The sequence below is a fragment of the Pseudomonas sp. PLMAX genome, from assembly GCF_046042685.1.
In the GTDB taxonomy this organism is placed as follows: Bacteria; Pseudomonadota; Gammaproteobacteria; order Pseudomonadales; family Pseudomonadaceae; genus Aquipseudomonas; species Aquipseudomonas putida_AE.
Window position 1 is genome coordinate 317075 of sequence record NZ_CP064950.1, and the last position, 15613, is coordinate 332687.

Consider the following 15613-nt stretch of genomic DNA (forward strand, 5'->3'; position numbering starts at 1 on the left):
GGGGCTTCCCCCGCTCACCGATTATGCAGAGAAGAAGTATCGCGTGATGTGAAAGAAGACCGGCGCCGCAAAACAGATCGAGTCCATTCGATCCAGCATGCCGCCGTGGCCTTTGATCATCGTTCCCCAGTCCTTCGCTCTCATACTCCGCTTCATCGCTGACATCACTAATCCGCCCAGGAATCCCATGGCCACGATGATGAACGACATCAGCAAGGACTGCAGGAAGCTGAATGGAGTGATCGAGAACATGCATCCGCCGATCAGGGTCGCGGCCAGGCCACCTCCCACAAGCCCCTCCACAGTCTTCGAAGGACTCACCAGCGGAGCAACCTTACGCCGTCCAAAGAGTTTGCCGAACACGTACTGCAACACGTCGCTGATCTGCACTACGAAGATCAGGTAGAACAACAGCAAAGCGCTCTCCCCTTCGTAGCCCTCAAGGTTCAGCAGCAACAGAGCCGGCGCGTGGCTGATGCAATACACGGCGATCATTACTCCATACTGGATCTTCGCCGTGCGCTCAACAAAAGACTCTGTGTCCTGACCCAGCACCGAAATGGCCGGCAGCAGCAGAAAGGCATAAACCGGAATCAACAGGGTGAACATCGAATACCAGGAAATGCCGATCAAAGCATACTGCAGCGGGATCAGGACGAAGAACGCACAGAACAGCGCATAATGATCAGCCGGGCGCGTAGGAGTAAGTGTGATGAACTCTCGCAGCGCCAACAGCGAGATAACGGCAAAGAGCACGAAGGTCGCTGCGCTGCCCATCCAGAACGACACCAACAGTATGACGATCATGAGCCACCAGGCAGAAATTCGCTGGTTAAGGTTGATCACGGTTGCTACCCCGGATTCTGATCGGACAGTCTTGGACAGTACGAACCCAACCAGCGATGCCACAACCAGCAGCGCCAGGATGCCGCCGACAAACCAGTTAAAACGCTCCTCGATCATTTCGACAGCTCCACTACTGCTTGATGAGCACGCATTAGGAAAGGGACTCTTTTCTCCCCTTCCAAGCGGACGATAGGATTGCCGATCCGGATGGTGCACAGAATCGGCAGCGGCACATGTTTACCCTTGGGCATTGCCCGGTGCAGGTTCTCCAGGTAGATGGGTACCAGCTCTACATCGGGAAACTGGCTATACAGACTGTGCAGGCCTGATTTGAACTCGCCTGGCATGGAGTTTTGGGATCGAGTGCCTTCAGGAAAGAAAATCACTGAGTGCCCGGCATTCAACGCTTCCACTACCGGAGCCAGCGCTTCCTCTCTCGACTTACCCTTCCGGTCTATCAGCACTGCATTCAGGCCCTTTTGCGATACCCAAGACAGAAAGCGATTTTTACCCCAGTAGTCCGCAGCCGCGATGGGCTTGGTTTTTATGCGCGCCTCTCTCGGTAGCGCAGACATGATCGCGAGCGTATCGATGTGGCTGGTGTGGTTCGCGATGTATATGCGCTGGCGCGAGAAGTCAGGTTGGCTTTCCCACTTGGCAGTGGCGCCAATCACAAGCCGCAGGAAAGCAATCAACAGATCACTAATCCACATGAGGTGCCTCCAACTGTTTGGCGATCTTGAGCGTACGGGTAACGCAGGTGATCAGGGAACCTACCAAGATTACGATCAGCCCGATCAACAGAGCGTGATGCGTCTCCAAATAAAAGACCTCGACGGCGTTCAGTACCAGGGCAACACTCATAACCGCCATCCGGTGTTGTTTGGCCATCGGCCCGCCGAAGTGTTGCGGCAGGGACAGAGAGCCTCCAAAGACGCGCACATAGGCCGTAAGGGCTGCGACCAATGCAGCGAACCACCCGAGCGAAGGAAAGCCTGTAGCGACACCAAGCGCGATCAGAAGCAGGCTGTCAGCGATACGGTCAGGGAATTCGTTGTAGAGCGCCCCAACTGGAGACTTCTTACCACCCTCGATGGCCACCATCCCATCGAGCAGGTTGCAGATAAGCCTCAACTGGATGCCGAGCAGGCAAATGATGGAGGCTACAATCCCCTGGTCAACACATAGCGCCAGCGCCCCGACCAGTGCAAAGCCAATGCTCAGCACTGAGATCTGGTTAGGAGAAATGTCGCGTTTAACGAACGCCCGAGTAAGGGCCTGCGCCCAGGCGCTTGAGCGCGTTTTTATAGGCCTTCTGTTCTCATCCAATTTTGTTCTTCCTTCGGTTAATAGATCCTGGCCACAAGGCGTTCGTTGCATCCATTTGGACGCAAAACTTAAAGCTCCGCAGCACCCTTGAGCCCCACGCTTTACGGCTCAGAAATTCATGGTTCTGAGCGTGATTTATCCAGTGATTTCAGGGGTCAGCAGCAACTCATATGCATATATTGACATCGTGACAAATCGTTTCGACGGGCGCTAAGGTAAAAGCGTAGGCGCCAAAGGCGCAGTAGCGAGCTTACCGTTCACAGGCTGGGCTTGTACCATCTGTATTAATGCTCATAAATTGACATCACCTGTTCCTGCCGCTAGGATCGCCGCCAGTCCATGGCTAAGCCATGCTTCACCTACCGCTCATTATGAGAATGGAAAAATGCGCCTGATCATTGTAGAAAAACCCGCTGTCGCCCGCGCCCTGGCAAAAGCTGCCAAAGCGACCTGGCCAGATGATGAGCTCATCATCCTGTCTGCTGTGACCATTACGATGGTTTCGTTCATCCTCCCCAGGGGCTTGGCATACTCGTCCTACCCGATGACCACCGAACCGCAGTGCAAGCCTGATCCTGAACGCTGGCATGAACCACACTTCGAGTTTTGCTGGGCAAATGAAGTAATCGATACCGGACTGGCGCCTACGATTCGCCTTACTATTGAAGCAACGTCCGACCTGATCAATCGAGCCGATCACATTGTGTGCGCGCCTGACTGGGACTACTCCGGGGTATGGGGGATAGAGCAAGTGTTTAAGCTTTTCCGTCCTAACTTGATTGATCAAGATCTGCCAGTTATCACTAACATCTGGCCGTTGGATGGTGAAGCCATTGCTCAACGATTTTCCAACATGAAAACCACCAAGCTTTTCGAGTACCAAACACTCAAGAACGCCGGGCGGATTAAATTTTACTTTGACTACAACTACGCTCTGAATTCGCTACCAGTTTTAGGGAATCTCTACCGCGATGTTTTCGAAACGGATCAGCCTGTATTCATTAGTAAGTATGCGCTTCAAACCCTTTTCTATGTGAACGAACAGGGTGAGAAAAGCATAAACAGAATTGAATGTGACATGGCTGGTCACCATTGGATGGGAACGGGTAAATACCAAGTTGATAGTTATCGCCATCTGGATGGCATCGGCTCCCCCGCCTCTCGATTGTGTATCACCAGACAATTGGTTTCCCTTGGCCTGTGCAAACTCACAGAAGCGAAAATCTCGGTGACCGAAAAGGGTCTCGAGTTTATCGCCCGTCTGCACGAAGACACCCGAGACTCCGACCTTCCCTTCAGGTTGGATCTATGGATGGAGATGCCGTTCGAGGAGGCGAAATCCAAAATCGACACCTACCTGAAAACGTTCTTCGGCAAGCAGAAGCGCTACCAGAAGATCTAAGTCAAAACAGCCGGGCAATAGACCACACTTGCCCGGCTACACGCTGCGATGGTGTGTTAGCGGCTGGTGCTACTACCACGCCACTCTTTCTGACCGAAGTCATCTGGCAAATTCACCAGCTTTTCAGCCATTTCCTGAAGATCTAACCCAGAATCCTTGCGTGCCAAAAGTGACATGTGCGTCCCGCCTTCAGGGTTCCACATTCCTTTCCAGGTAGGGACTGCCATCTCAAAGCCATTCGCATCGCACCAGGCGAGTTGCCGATCCATCTTGGGCCTCTGGCCGTCGCTGTTGAGGTAAGGCTCGTCCACGATCAACACAGCGCCCTCCTGCGTTACCCAGACGCTGTGGTGATCTGTGCCGGGCATCCGCACTTCATTATCGACACGATTAGTGCCAGGGCCTGTTGACCACCCTATGACATTAGGCGGAGCCAGCGTTACACCGAGCGCCTCCATGAACATCAGCCGGCGAATCGTCTGGCAAGCCTTGCGTCGAGCCTCAGTCTGCGCACCCGTAGGCATCTCAAGCTGAAGCTCGAGTTCTAGCAGGTTTGCATCTGTCATGACGAACATACCTAGACGCTGGCGGCGCCGGCCCTTTGCAGGAGAAAGCATTTGTGCCAGAGGCTGCATGAATGGGTACGAGATACTTTCGGTGCCCCGCAGTTTGTAGCGTGTGTCATGCCAGCGGACTTTGACCTGGATCGTGACCATTTTGGCGGGGAGGTTCTGCTGGGCTTTCTTGTACCCAGAGTAACCAAGCTCTTGAGAAGCCAGATCGAGGGATTTCATGTGGCCGAGTGAATGCTCCGCAGCCAAGGCTTCAGCGCGGTTTTTCAGGCCATTGAGGGTGCGTACGGTTTGAAAGGAAACAGGCATTTCAGCAACTCCGGTTGTGCCTGGTGAACGCCATCCGTTAACGAGCACACAGGGGCCGATGAGGCTGAGTGCGAGTTTGATGCTTAGAGGGTGAAACACAGTGTGGCGGTACCACTTTGCTTAAACGGATGAGCGTGCCCCTGCGAGGCCAGGGCAATATGCCATGTCGGTGCTGGCGAATCAAGGCCACTTGTGTCGCTCCCCGCCAGTCACGCTGACTATTCCGTTAATACTCAGATTGTAGGTTTATCGGAATGTAAAAATTGGTTCGAATGAGGACTGTAGGCCCTGGTGAATTACCACACGGTTTAACCGCTGTGGCTTTAATCCACAAATCGGAACCATTGTGCATGGATGTGAATTTTACGGAGTGATACCCTCCAACGTTAGACCGCATCACAAATCAGGACGAGAACGATGAGAGAAAATGCTGACCTCTGGGTAAAAACGTTCACAGCTATATCGCCGAACGAAATCCTTGAGTGGGCCGACGTATTTGCTGAGGTTACAAAGCTATCCCCATCAGTATGCTTATCAGTTTATGCTGAATTAACAATGATGGAAGATCTAAACATGTTGTTTGTCGCCGCCTCGCAAAGGCACTCAAGCATCACAATCGCTGAAATGCGTGAGGAGCAAGGAGAGACAGACTCTGAATTCGTTGAACCTGATGAACTCATCAGTGAGTACATGCTGTACTCGGATGAGTTCCTAGGTGAAATTGATGCCGACCATCAAACAGAAAGATTTGAATACTTTACTTGCGTGCTGGCTCATCATAATTTTAGCAGACTTTTCATTCGGCTATTTATCCAAAACCTATCCCCCACCTCAGAAATAATTCCGAAAAAGTTCGATATCAGGCTTGAGGATATTTTCGACACTGAGTTCGATCCTACTCCGTATATTTCTGAGTTTGAGGATGATGACGTAGAGAACCTATTCGGCGGTGGTGAAAATTTCTTAGAATCATTGCGATTGTCCAAGCCGGTTTTACCAGATGGTTGGCTCGCCATCTTTAAACACCTTGGTATCACCATTAAGACAAATCAAGGATTTCGAGATCAATTCCTAGATCCTTTCTTCTATGCAGTTGATACCAAACATACAGTCCCGGTTTTTATCTGCGGCCCATTGAAGACACCCTACGATGACGAAGACCCTGCTGCCAATCAGTTGAAATATACCTTCGAGACTGCTTTCGAAGGGCATTACGACCAAGCTTTCCTGTTCTATAGCTCCCCAATATCCCACCGCGAAAGTGAAGACGATGGCGCTCAGGTAACCTACTGGGGCGAGGTCTATATCGATGGTGAGTGGAGAACCATGGTTCTTACAGAACGCTCAACAAGTATTGAGGCAATCTTCTCTCTGGCTAAGCTAACATCAAATACTCAGAGTGATATCAAAAATCCTGAACTCATCGAAAATTCGAGTGAGTTAATTCATGTATGGTCAAACAGTCATGTTGACCCTATGCTCAGTATGATGCAAAACATGTTCAAACCGAATTGATTTAAAGGCAGTGCCCACCATGATTGGTGAGCACTACATAACAACTTACTGCTATCAGCCTCCCTAGTTTTGTGCGCCAATCTATAGAGTGCTAATACTTTGCTCGCTTAATTTTCATACTTCTATTACGAACTAAATACACATATCGGCGCAATCAAAGAAATGCCGTTTGCCCGAGAGTAGACCGATTCACACAGGGAGTCAGTATAGGCTGCAGGCGAAAGCATTATCCAATGCCAGCAACATTAGCCATGAATTGACGGCGATCGTTTTTCCTGTATCATTAAGCCATCACCATGTGCGACAGCGCCATGACGGCCCGCCATGTCAATTTAAGGAAGAAGATGCGTTACCCAAAAGCCGCACACGTCCTCGCAGTGGCTTGCGTTCTGGTACTCCCCGCCGCCCTAATCGTCCCATTCTTATGGGCAATGAAAACAGCGGGTGTCGACCTGTTTGCTCAGAATCACACCGGACTGACTGGTTCCGCAATCTACTTGGCCTTCCTGGCAGTGCTCGCGCCAGCAATCCTGTTCGTCCAGCGATTCCCTGGTGCAGATTTTAGTTTTGTTGGCAAAGCCTTCAACCTCAAGACCACAGCGGTAGGCCTAGCCTTTGTCCTCGTCGCCATGTTCGGCGGTGGAGCGCTACGCAGCGCCTTCTCAGGGGAAGAAGAGTCGGCCCTGAGAGCTCTGGGTGGCCAGATGGATGCCATTGGCTCCATGGAGTTCGTGCTGACCTTTATCATGGTTGGCCTTCTGGCACCTATCGTTGAGGAGCTGGTGTTCAGGCAATACCTGTTCACCCTGCTCCCCTACCGCAAGAGCATGGTCTGGTCGATTGCCGTAGCGGCCCTATGGGCAATCGTCTTCTCGGCAGTCCACACGCAGTACGCGAACCCGATCACCTTCGGTGTCATTGCGGTGCTCGCGTTTGGCTTCGGTATGGCCAGGGTGATCACAGGTGGAATTCTGCTTCCGATCCTGATGCACGCCCTGGTCAACAACATGAGCCTGCTCTCCATGACTTTAAGCCCGGTCAACGCGGGCTGATCCACAACTCAAGGCTCAGCGGAGCCTTTAACGACAATCACAGAGGTAAACAGATGAGTATCGAACGCGCTATCGAACGTGCCTACAGTGTTTCCAACCATCGCGGCTGGCCACGTGTCTACTGGGCTCTGGATCTGCATGGCACCTGCCTCAAGTCCAACTACTCCACGAAGGCCTACGAGTGGCTGACCCCGGATTGCCTGCCAGTTCTGAAAGCCCTGAGTGAACTGCCGGAGACCAACTTTATCATTTGGAGCTCCCTGCACCAGGCCGACAAGGAAGGTGTGGCTGCCTTCTTCGCTGAGGCTGGCATCAAAATCGTCGGCATAAATACCAACCCCCTGGAAGCCAGCACCGAGACCGGATGCTTCGACGAGAAGTTCTACCTTTCCCTGATAGTGGATGACAAAGCGGGGTTCGATCCTAGTTCCTGGCCCGAGGTCTTGGCTCAAGTTCTGGAGTATCGCACCCGCTTTCCGCTGCCGCTCGAGGGCAAGCCTGAGCCGGAGCCTGCTGAGTTAGCAGCCGCTTGCTGATCCACATATCTGACATGGGGTGGCCGGACTGCCCCTTGTCATTTCAGAGTTGATAGCAAGTTGATGCTGAGATATCGTCCGCATCTGTCGATGTACTGACTGATTTTTTGTAAGGCGCTTGCGCCGGCACCAATCAACCTCTCGACCGAATCCCTGAAAGCCACGGTCGCGATGGAGACCTCATGAGCAAGCGCAAGAACACTTCCGCAAGAATCCCCTTGGTACCGATCCCAATCACAAGGGAAGAGGCCACCAGCCAGGCTGAGGCCAACCTGGAGATCATCAGGAAGCTCGATGCCTTCGAGGATAATGCCGTTGATTTTCTCTGGGAGCTGCGCCAGGACAACTTGCCCAAGGCGAAAATGAACCGCCTCAAAAGAGCCGCTGACAAGATCAACGCTGCGGTCATGCCCTACTCCGCCTGCAAGTCGGGATGCAGTTACTGCTGCAACATCTCGGCAGTCATCACGCAGACCGAAGCCGATCAGCTCGCTGCCGCCACTGGCCGCAAAGCGCTGAAGCTGACGGGTAAGGTTGACATGGATGAGGCTCAGAAGAAGTGGTACAAAGTCCCCTGCCCATTCCTGAAGGGCGGCATGTGCTCTGCTTACGACGACCGTCCACTGGTGTGCCGAATGCTCCTGGTCATCTCTGACAGCGCCCACTTCTGCAATACGGACATTCCGTCTTCCGAAAGCCATGTCACTTCGATCAACCTTACCCAACTTCAGGAAGGCTACGTCATGGCCTACCTCAACGAAGCCTGGGGCGATATCCGGGATTTCTTCCCACCGATCACAAAATCCTGATCGGCAGTGCACTTGCTTAAGGTGACGGAGATGCGTCCGTCGCCCTTGGCTTGCTTGTTTTGGTCGCTGCGGTTTTTTCAACCTCATCACCGGCCATGATCATCGAAGTCAGCATTCCAACCTGCTTTTCCACCTCAGCAAGCACTTCTTCCTCGGTCTGGGTGTGGGCGTATTTGGTCAGTGTGCGCTGCAGGTAGTCTTTGGGGAATGTCATGACAGGGTTGAGGCCCAACAGCTCGCCGGCAACTCCGCCTGCGAAGTCGACGCCAGTCTGCCCACCAGAAATCACCATCTCTAGCGGGTAGTGCTTATGCACCAGATCCAGCACCTGGTACATCCACAGGTTTAGGTGTTCCTGGCGCCAGCCGTAGTCCTTCAGCGTGTAGATGCCGTTGCCAGCGATGTTCAATACTTTGACACCGCGCTTTTTGCATTCCTTGTACAGTAGCCGAGCAGCCTCGATTGCAGGCATGTTCAGCTCGATGTGCAGATACTTCTCACCAGCAGCTTTAGCAGTGAGTTGTTCCCCCTTGGAGCTGAAATCCTCAGCAAAAGCGACGGTCAGATCCGCACTCTTTGCGTTGTGATAGGTGCGTGGCGGGTAGCTCGCCTCTTTGTGTGCAACTGCTTTCATGGTCAGGTCTCCGCCCGCTTTGAGTTTCTTAGGTAGTCAGCTCTCATTTTCAAACTCAGTTCGAGGAGGCGCACAAACTCAGGAACGATCTGCTCCCGTTTAAACACGGGCTTATCGGCGGTTTGTTGGCGGGCCAACATATCTACGTATGCACTACCTCCCCCCAATGCCTCCATCTCATCCAAAAACATTATCAACCCTTTGGGCCATGGATCGGCCCACACCCTCAAGGTCTGTTGGTATTCCGGATACTGGATCTGAAATGTCATAGACCATGAAACTGCTGACGCCTCACATCGAAAGCCATACGTGCTTGCGATCCCTATAAGTCGACGGGCTAGAAATTGATCATCGCTGTTGACAATAGCGCCCTTATATCCCCAAGCAAGCAAATCAAACGACCAATTCAGTCGCCAGATGTCGCAGACGTAGCCTGAAACAAGATTCTTCGTCTCCTTGTCCTTAAAGATCCAGTCGACCAGTCGCCTACGCCACCACCTTCGAATCTGCATGCCGAATGGCTTCGTCAGGTTCCCCCGACTGACCGTAGTAGCCGGGACTGAAGGCACAGGCTTAAGCACTTTCTGCAGCCGAACTATTCGGGTACTGCTCACATGTATACCTGTCATGGAAATGGGGAGGGCATCACCAAAATTCTACCATAACAAAGGAGCTTTATTGACCGCTATGCACCAAGATCTAGAGTGCCTGGCGAACCGACTGAATCGTGATCTGCGTACAGTAGAGTCGCCTCTTCGGCACGGAGGGCCGGCTGCTTCTGTCAGGGTGTTGGATAGCTATCCAGCCTCACAGGCCCGGCGTACAGCGCAATACATGTTGTTCCATTGACGCTGGTGGTGCAGCTTTGCGTGCAAACACATCTCAAAGCGTAATCGGCGAGCTAAACACCTGATTTTGTGGCCTGTTTGTTGGATTGCTACTGGCCTTTCGCTTATCATTCACCACCATGACCCACTGATGGTCAAAACAATTACTGATCCAGGAATGACCAGAATGCTTAAGACACTCCGAAGCTTGTTTGCAGCAGCCATTTTCGCTCCAGCGCTGGCGTTCGCAGGTCAGCTCCCGGTTCACCCGATGGATTTCGACGGGTCGGAAGCGCAAAAGACCGTGGTGATCGACTACATCACCAAGAATGTCTACAAACAATATTGCACCGGCATCAACATGTGCCAGGAATCGATGCTGCGGCGCATGGAACAGAAAGACCTCGAGGCCTTCAAGCTGCTCACCAAAGCCGAAAACCGAAAGGTATTGGATCAAGCGATCAGTGATTACTGCTCGAACCTCGACATGTGCAACTACGCGATGATTCAGCGCATGTACGAAAAGAACCTGGCAGCCAGCAAACAGAAGCTGAGCTGGTAAGCATGGACACCACATTTAAAGGAATGCCTCGATGAACTCCACGTACAAAAAAATAGCTTTAGGTGTCTGCCTCAGCGCCGGATTGATTGGTGTTGGCTATTACATGGGTCAGGGTAAGCAAAACCCAGCCCCTGAGCCTGTTACGCAACAACCTGCCGCTCCGGAGAAACCGCTGGTCACGCCAATTGAAGCTCCCAAGGCTGAGGTTGCCCAGGAACCGGTTGCGCCGAAAGTCATCCCTATCGCCTCTACCCTTCCCCTTGAGACTATGACAGGCCTCACGGTCAGATCGGTGGCTGACTTTGAAATCTTCAAGTCGGACACCCCTAGTATCGAGATCGTAGGTGATAGCCAAGAGCTGATCGACTCGATCAAGACCGAGATGGTCGGGCCAAACCTGATCGTGAGTCACGTACTGACGAAAACGATCAAGGCAAAATGCGGGAACACGTCCGTCACTATTGAGCCAAACGGCAACACCATGACGATGAACGTCAACAGTGGCGCAAAGAAGGAGAAATCCCATTGCGCCCTGGTCAAGATCGGCGTGAAGAAAATCCCTGCAATCCAACTTGAGAAAAGCGGCAACGTGCATTTCACCGGCGCCGATGAACAACAACTACTTCTGAAGATCGCTGGCTCTGGCAATATCTCTGGTGAAGGCAAGGTCGATGATCTGCTGCTGTGGATCTCCGGCTCAGGCAACATTGACACTGCTGATGTCCAGGCGAGAAAGCTCATGGTTCTCTCTGAGGGCTCTGGCAATGTCAACGCATCCGTCACCGGTCAGCTTCAGTCCGCACTTTCCGGATCCGGTAACGTAAACATCTTCGGAAACCCAACCTCGACGCAACACGAGGAAAATGGGTCTGGCAAATTCCGACTGTTCAGCGCCCCGTCTAAGTAAACGAACGATAGCGCCCACCTTAGCCGGAACGGTCAAGAGTATTGACGCAGAGGGGGCGCCTGAGAGATCTTTAATTGATTGGCGGGGAATGCTGGAGCAGTGCCGGAACCTCGCGACGGCCTACGGGCATATACTGCAGAAGAAATCGAAACATCAAAAGCCGCCCACACAGGCGGTTTTTTCGTGTCTCTGGGGAAAAATATGATGCATCAGGCCGTATTTTCCTTGTTTTCCGAGCTGACGGCCCTCAATTAAGGGCTGTGCAAAATATTTTGGTAGGAACCCATTTTGTTCGACGAGCAGCAAGTCAGAGCCCTCCACCTCACCGGCATTTCCAGGACGAAGGCTGCACAGATCCTGGGCACCCATAAATATCATCTCGAAAAGTACCTCAAGGTGATCAAGCTGGACTGGAAACCCCGAGTTCGTGGTGGCAGCTACGTCATCGACGGCGTGAAGGATACGTTGGCGAGACACGCACAACGACTTGGTGTGACGGTGGCCACCATTCGCTGGAGGCTGGAACGCCAACAGCCCCTAACTGCGCCGGCAGCCATAAACCCCGTAAGTCAGGTTGAGGCTATCACCTTCACTGCTCTTCGGAAGGTCGGTGTCCCAGCCTGGAAGGCGGCAGTGATAGTAGGCCGTCCATACGGCACCTTGAACACCGCTGCCGGGCGATTACGCCCTGATTATCTGACCGTGACTGCATCTGCCCCTCGAATCAGAAGAAGCCCAAAAGAAATTGCGGAACATTTGGCCCTACCAGGCAAAGGCCAGGGCTTCCAAGCCTTCTCCCAATATTGATTACCTTGATACTGACAACGGTGTACCCCATTGGAACTAGAAGCACGAATTCGCGAACTGCACGCCTCTGGTATCTCTAAAACCAAGGCGGCTGAACAGCTGGGGATTCACAAATACCACCTGGAGAAGTTCCTCATCCTCATCGAGCTTGACTGGAAACCCAGGGTTCGCGGCGGAAGCTACGTCATCGATGGCGTGAAGGACACTCTGGCCGGGCACGCCAAGCGACTTGGCGTAACGGTCGCGACTATCCGCTGGCGCCTGGAACGCAATCAGCCGTTGGACGCGCCTCCAGTGATCGATCCGGTGATTGAAGCCGAAGCAAAAGCTTTTACTGAGCTGCGTCAGGAGGGTGTTCCGGCCATGAAGGCGGCTCAAATCGTTGGTCGCTCGTACGATGCGCTCAAAAACGCAGCCAAGCGATTCTGCCCGGATGATTACCTGAAGGTCGTATCCACCGCTCCACGCGGTAGCTGGGCTTATGCCGGGCAGCGTGAAATCGATCAAGCCCCGAGTCATGGACAGGATCAAGAGCCGAAGGCTGCATAGATACGCCGCTTCCGCATCCGTCGAGTGACCGATATTCTGTTCCGACCGCGACCAGCAGAAGGAACACCGACTTGGCCACTCCAGACAAATCAGCTTTGAGACCAAACCGTCTGGAAAGGATCTACGACGTGGTAGCGGCTGCCGGCATCGATGTAAGCGCTTGGCACACGGCCAAAGGTGATTACTCTTCCAACCCCAACTTCTGTTACCGCTGGGCTTTTGAGGGCAACAAAGTCGCCCTCCTCTGCATATGGTTTCATTCGATCAATTGGGTTGACGGGGCGTGGGTGTCTGAAGGGAATGCGCGGGCTCGACAACAGGAGCGTGAAACGGCTGGCGCCGATCACTGGGATCCAGCTGTCCGGAACAGGACGAAGCGCTGGGCAAAAAGCGCAATCCAACTGGATGGGGTGATCCAGCAGGCCTACCGGAACAAGCTTGAGGTCAGAGTCTGCATCGTCGATACACGCACCAGGGCTGGCGAATTTGAAACGGCCAGTGCGGACTACCGGGCACTTGATCCAATTCCTTGGCAACTCACTTACGACATGATGACCGGCGACTACTCTGTCCGCCGTGATCCCGAGCCCACTTTTGCAGCCACACTCGAAGAGTTTGAGGCACTGGACGCAGCTGTTATCACCCCTGAAGTCTTTGAGGCCCCAGAAGCCTCCACAGCGGCCATTGAAGCTGATGCGAGCATTCATGCACCCCATGAGCCGATTACAGCGCCAGCGCTTCCAGAGATCACTCCAACGTCGTATGGCGTGGGTGTCGTTGATCAGTTTGTCGTCGATGAAGTCCAGGGTGACCCGGTTGCAGTTCAACGGTTTGAGCGTGAGCGATCTGCCGTCGTCCGGCAGCTGGTGATGGTCAGGTCTCAAGGTCTATGCGAATGGTGCGGCCAGACTGGCTTCATCAAGCACGATGGCCAGATCTACCTCGAGAGTCATCACATAGTGCCGCTTCACCAGGACGGTGATGACACCGTTGAAAACGTGATTGCGCTGTGCCCTAACGATCACCGGATGGCGCACTACGCAGCGAACCGCGAGGATCTGGCCATAGAGATGTTGATCCGTGTGGAAGATCGCATCAGAGCAGTGCTGGGCGCTATCAAGGCAAGCCTTTAGGGGCTTCGACCCACCAGGGTGCAATTCTTCAACGCGATTCCAGTACCAAAAGAGTTTTGACGAAGCTACAATTTGACCAATTTACTATCACGGCCAACTCGATGATTAACTCTTCCTTGATACACATAGACGAGGTTTTTACCTGGGCTGATGACTTTACAAAAGTTACCGGATTGACGACTTATGCTGCGTTGCAGGTTTACGCAGAATGCTGCTACTTTCAAGACCCGAACGCATTGCTGGAACGGCTAATCAGCATTGAGGCTGAATATAAACTTCAGCTTGAAGAAAGCGAAACCGATGAAGACGACGAACCTGATATAGATGGCGAAATCTGGTCAGAACATTATGGAAAATACCAGCTCATTCTTGAAAGTATCGGCGAGGAGGATGCCAAGAAATTTGCCGAGCACTATGAGAAAATATTAGTGCACCACGGTTTCAACAAGCAATTCAGTGTGTACTTCATCGATCACTTTCACCCGCTCAGTGAATATGTCACCTCGAATGCACCTCCTGTAGACAAGAGGTTCCTGTTTCAAAATCAGTATTCCTACGAGCCCTATTTTACTGAGCCCCCCGAAGCGCCAGAGTATCGTTGGCACGAAATTATGGAGCGGTTGGAGCGCGAGCCAAGTATTGATCCAACTGGTTGGATTGCAGTTTTCAAAATGCTGGGTTACAGGGGTATGCATGGCAATTCCGATCCATGCTGGTCGGACTATGAGCCATCTTTCTACCTTGGCCCTTCCGTCGCTGAGGCCAAGAAAATCAGCGAAGAAGAGGGTTTTGATTTCGACGAAAATGAAGAGGATTTTTGGGGAATCTACGAGCAAACCCCTGTTTTTATTGCTCCAATAACGATTACTGAGCCCAATACGTTCTCTTGGGACATGTTTGAGCTACGCCACGAGTTAAAAAAAGCGTGCGATACCGCAATCGTTCTATACGCGGCCCCCTATATATTAAGGGCGCCGGATAGCAAGAGCTTCATTTCAGTTTGGGGCGAGATATTAGAAGGGGAAAATTGGAAGGTTATGCCTCTGCATGCGAATTCAATTTCACTAGAGACAATTCTTAATAATTCATTTGAGGAAAGCTCTGGGCCCGACTGGCAGAATGCAACATTCGATCAACCGCTGGTTGAAATTTGGCAAAAACACCATGTAACACTCAATGGTTTGTCTGCTAGCGCCAATACCTCTGAGGTAATTGGATTCAAACCTGGTCGTTGAATTTCCGATTACCAGCGATTTTGTATTGTGGATTGCTACGGCAATCCATTATGCTTTATGTGCAGTTCGAGACAGATAACCAAGCGCAGCATGCAGGAACCCCGGCAGATGGCATGCGGATACGCTGCACGGTGGTGAGACCTTGGTTATCGAAAGGCCGGATACGACTCATGGCGATCATACGGCGGCAATCAGAGCCGACTTATCCGTCACCGGCACATCTCGAAAAACAAGCAGCGTAAGACCAGTTTCCGGAAACCCCGTGCAGCAAGGGCCGGTTGTTGGACGGATGGAGGGCTGCACTCTCCATTGGAGGCGGCGGCCTGGAAACAGTTGGTCGGAATGCGAACCCGAGGCGAGAGCCTGTGCTAAGTAGTCGGTGCGACCTCCCTGCAAAAACAGCAACCCGAACCAGACGTGGGGCTGTCCTAGCCTGTAAAAAGGCCGAGCTCGTAGAGGCGGTAATGAGGTTGAATTCGGATTAATGGCAGCCGATGCGGCCATTGAGAAAATGTCGCTAGACGTGGCGATGCTGTGCTTTACGGATCTTGAGCAGATTTTGGCTATGCCTGCTGCTCATGACGCTGAC

Annotated in this window: 16 protein-coding genes; 11 read left to right on the top strand and 5 right to left on the bottom strand. The window is 52.5% G+C overall.

Translation table 11 applies throughout. The features are described 5' to 3' along the window. Window positions 1-21 precede the first annotated feature (21 nt). Genes DKB71_RS34215 through DKB71_RS34225 form a run of 3 tightly spaced genes read right to left on the bottom strand, consistent with a single transcriptional unit; the run spans window position 22 to window position 2175 of the window. Window positions 22-963, bottom strand: coding sequence for a phosphatidate cytidylyltransferase (locus DKB71_RS34215; protein WP_408602139.1), 942 nt, complete (start codon window positions 961-963; stop codon window positions 22-24). Beyond that, entirely contained in the window at window positions 960-1559 is a 600-nt protein-coding gene (locus DKB71_RS34220) for a lysophospholipid acyltransferase family protein (RefSeq protein ID WP_408602140.1), read from the bottom strand. The genes DKB71_RS34215 and DKB71_RS34220 overlap by 4 nt, the downstream gene beginning before the upstream one ends. Beyond that, window positions 1549-2175 (bottom strand): CDP-alcohol phosphatidyltransferase family protein, encoded by a 627-nt coding sequence (locus DKB71_RS34225; protein WP_408602141.1) that lies wholly within the window; start codon window positions 2173-2175, stop codon window positions 1549-1551. Before DKB71_RS34225 ends, DKB71_RS34220 begins: the two co-directional genes overlap by 11 nt. A gap of 385 nt (window positions 2176-2560) precedes the next feature. Between DKB71_RS34225 and DKB71_RS34230 the strand changes: the two genes are divergently transcribed. Then, entirely contained in the window at window positions 2561-3577 is a 1017-nt protein-coding gene (locus DKB71_RS34230; protein ID WP_408602142.1) for a hypothetical protein, read from the top strand. Window positions 3578-3633: 56 nt separating this feature from the next. Here DKB71_RS34230 and DKB71_RS34235 read toward each other — a convergent pair whose 3' ends face one another. After that, window positions 3634-4458 carry a hypothetical protein gene (locus DKB71_RS34235; RefSeq protein ID WP_408602143.1) on the bottom strand — a complete coding sequence of 275 codons (825 nt, stop codon included), beginning with the start codon at window positions 4456-4458 and terminating at the stop codon, window positions 3634-3636. 417 nt (window positions 4459-4875) lie between these two features. On the opposite strand from DKB71_RS34235, the gene DKB71_RS34240 reads away from it, so the two are divergent. The 4 genes from DKB71_RS34240 (at window position 4876) to DKB71_RS34255 (ending at window position 8370) form a co-directional block, all read left to right on the top strand. Then, on the top strand, window positions 4876-5973 hold the full coding sequence (locus DKB71_RS34240) for a hypothetical protein (protein ID WP_408602144.1): 1098 nt from the start codon (window positions 4876-4878) through the stop codon (window positions 5971-5973). 344 nt (window positions 5974-6317) lie between these two features. After that, window positions 6318-7025 carry a lysostaphin resistance A-like protein gene (locus tag DKB71_RS34245; protein ID WP_408602145.1) on the top strand — a complete coding sequence of 236 codons (708 nt, stop codon included), beginning with the start codon at window positions 6318-6320 and terminating at the stop codon, window positions 7023-7025. A 53-nt stretch (window positions 7026-7078) separates the two neighbouring features. Further along, a complete protein-coding gene (locus DKB71_RS34250; protein WP_408602146.1) occupies window positions 7079-7561 on the top strand; it encodes a hypothetical protein in 483 nt (160 codons plus the stop codon). A 182-nt stretch (window positions 7562-7743) separates the two neighbouring features. Further along, window positions 7744-8370 (top strand): YkgJ family cysteine cluster protein, encoded by a 627-nt coding sequence (locus tag DKB71_RS34255; protein ID WP_408602147.1) that lies wholly within the window; start codon window positions 7744-7746, stop codon window positions 8368-8370. Window positions 8371-8386: 16 nt separating this feature from the next. On the opposite strand, the gene DKB71_RS34260 is transcribed toward DKB71_RS34255, so the two are convergent. After that, window positions 8387-9004, bottom strand: coding sequence for a hypothetical protein (locus tag DKB71_RS34260; RefSeq protein WP_408602148.1), 618 nt, complete (start codon window positions 9002-9004; stop codon window positions 8387-8389). A 1014-nt stretch (window positions 9005-10018) separates the two neighbouring features. Between DKB71_RS34260 and DKB71_RS34265 the strand changes: the two genes are divergently transcribed. The 6 genes from DKB71_RS34265 (at window position 10019) to DKB71_RS34290 (ending at window position 15024) form a co-directional block, all read left to right on the top strand. Further along, window positions 10019-10393 (top strand): hypothetical protein, encoded by a 375-nt coding sequence (locus tag DKB71_RS34265; protein ID WP_408602149.1) that lies wholly within the window; start codon window positions 10019-10021, stop codon window positions 10391-10393. A gap of 31 nt (window positions 10394-10424) precedes the next feature. Then, a complete protein-coding gene (locus DKB71_RS34270) occupies window positions 10425-11300 on the top strand; it encodes a GIN domain-containing protein (protein ID WP_408602150.1) in 876 nt (291 codons plus the stop codon). A gap of 288 nt (window positions 11301-11588) precedes the next feature. Beyond that, window positions 11589-12107 (top strand): hypothetical protein, encoded by a 519-nt coding sequence (locus DKB71_RS34275; RefSeq protein ID WP_408602151.1) that lies wholly within the window; start codon window positions 11589-11591, stop codon window positions 12105-12107. A gap of 30 nt (window positions 12108-12137) precedes the next feature. Beyond that, window positions 12138-12656, top strand: a complete 519-nt coding sequence (locus tag DKB71_RS34280; RefSeq protein WP_408602152.1) for a hypothetical protein — start codon at window positions 12138-12140, stop codon at window positions 12654-12656. A gap of 71 nt (window positions 12657-12727) precedes the next feature. Next, window positions 12728-13789 carry an HNH endonuclease gene (locus DKB71_RS34285; RefSeq protein WP_408602153.1) on the top strand — a complete coding sequence of 354 codons (1062 nt, stop codon included), beginning with the start codon at window positions 12728-12730 and terminating at the stop codon, window positions 13787-13789. Window positions 13790-13890: 101 nt separating this feature from the next. Next, window positions 13891-15024 carry a hypothetical protein gene (locus tag DKB71_RS34290; protein ID WP_408602154.1) on the top strand — a complete coding sequence of 378 codons (1134 nt, stop codon included), beginning with the start codon at window positions 13891-13893 and terminating at the stop codon, window positions 15022-15024. Window positions 15025-15613 lie beyond the last annotated feature (589 nt).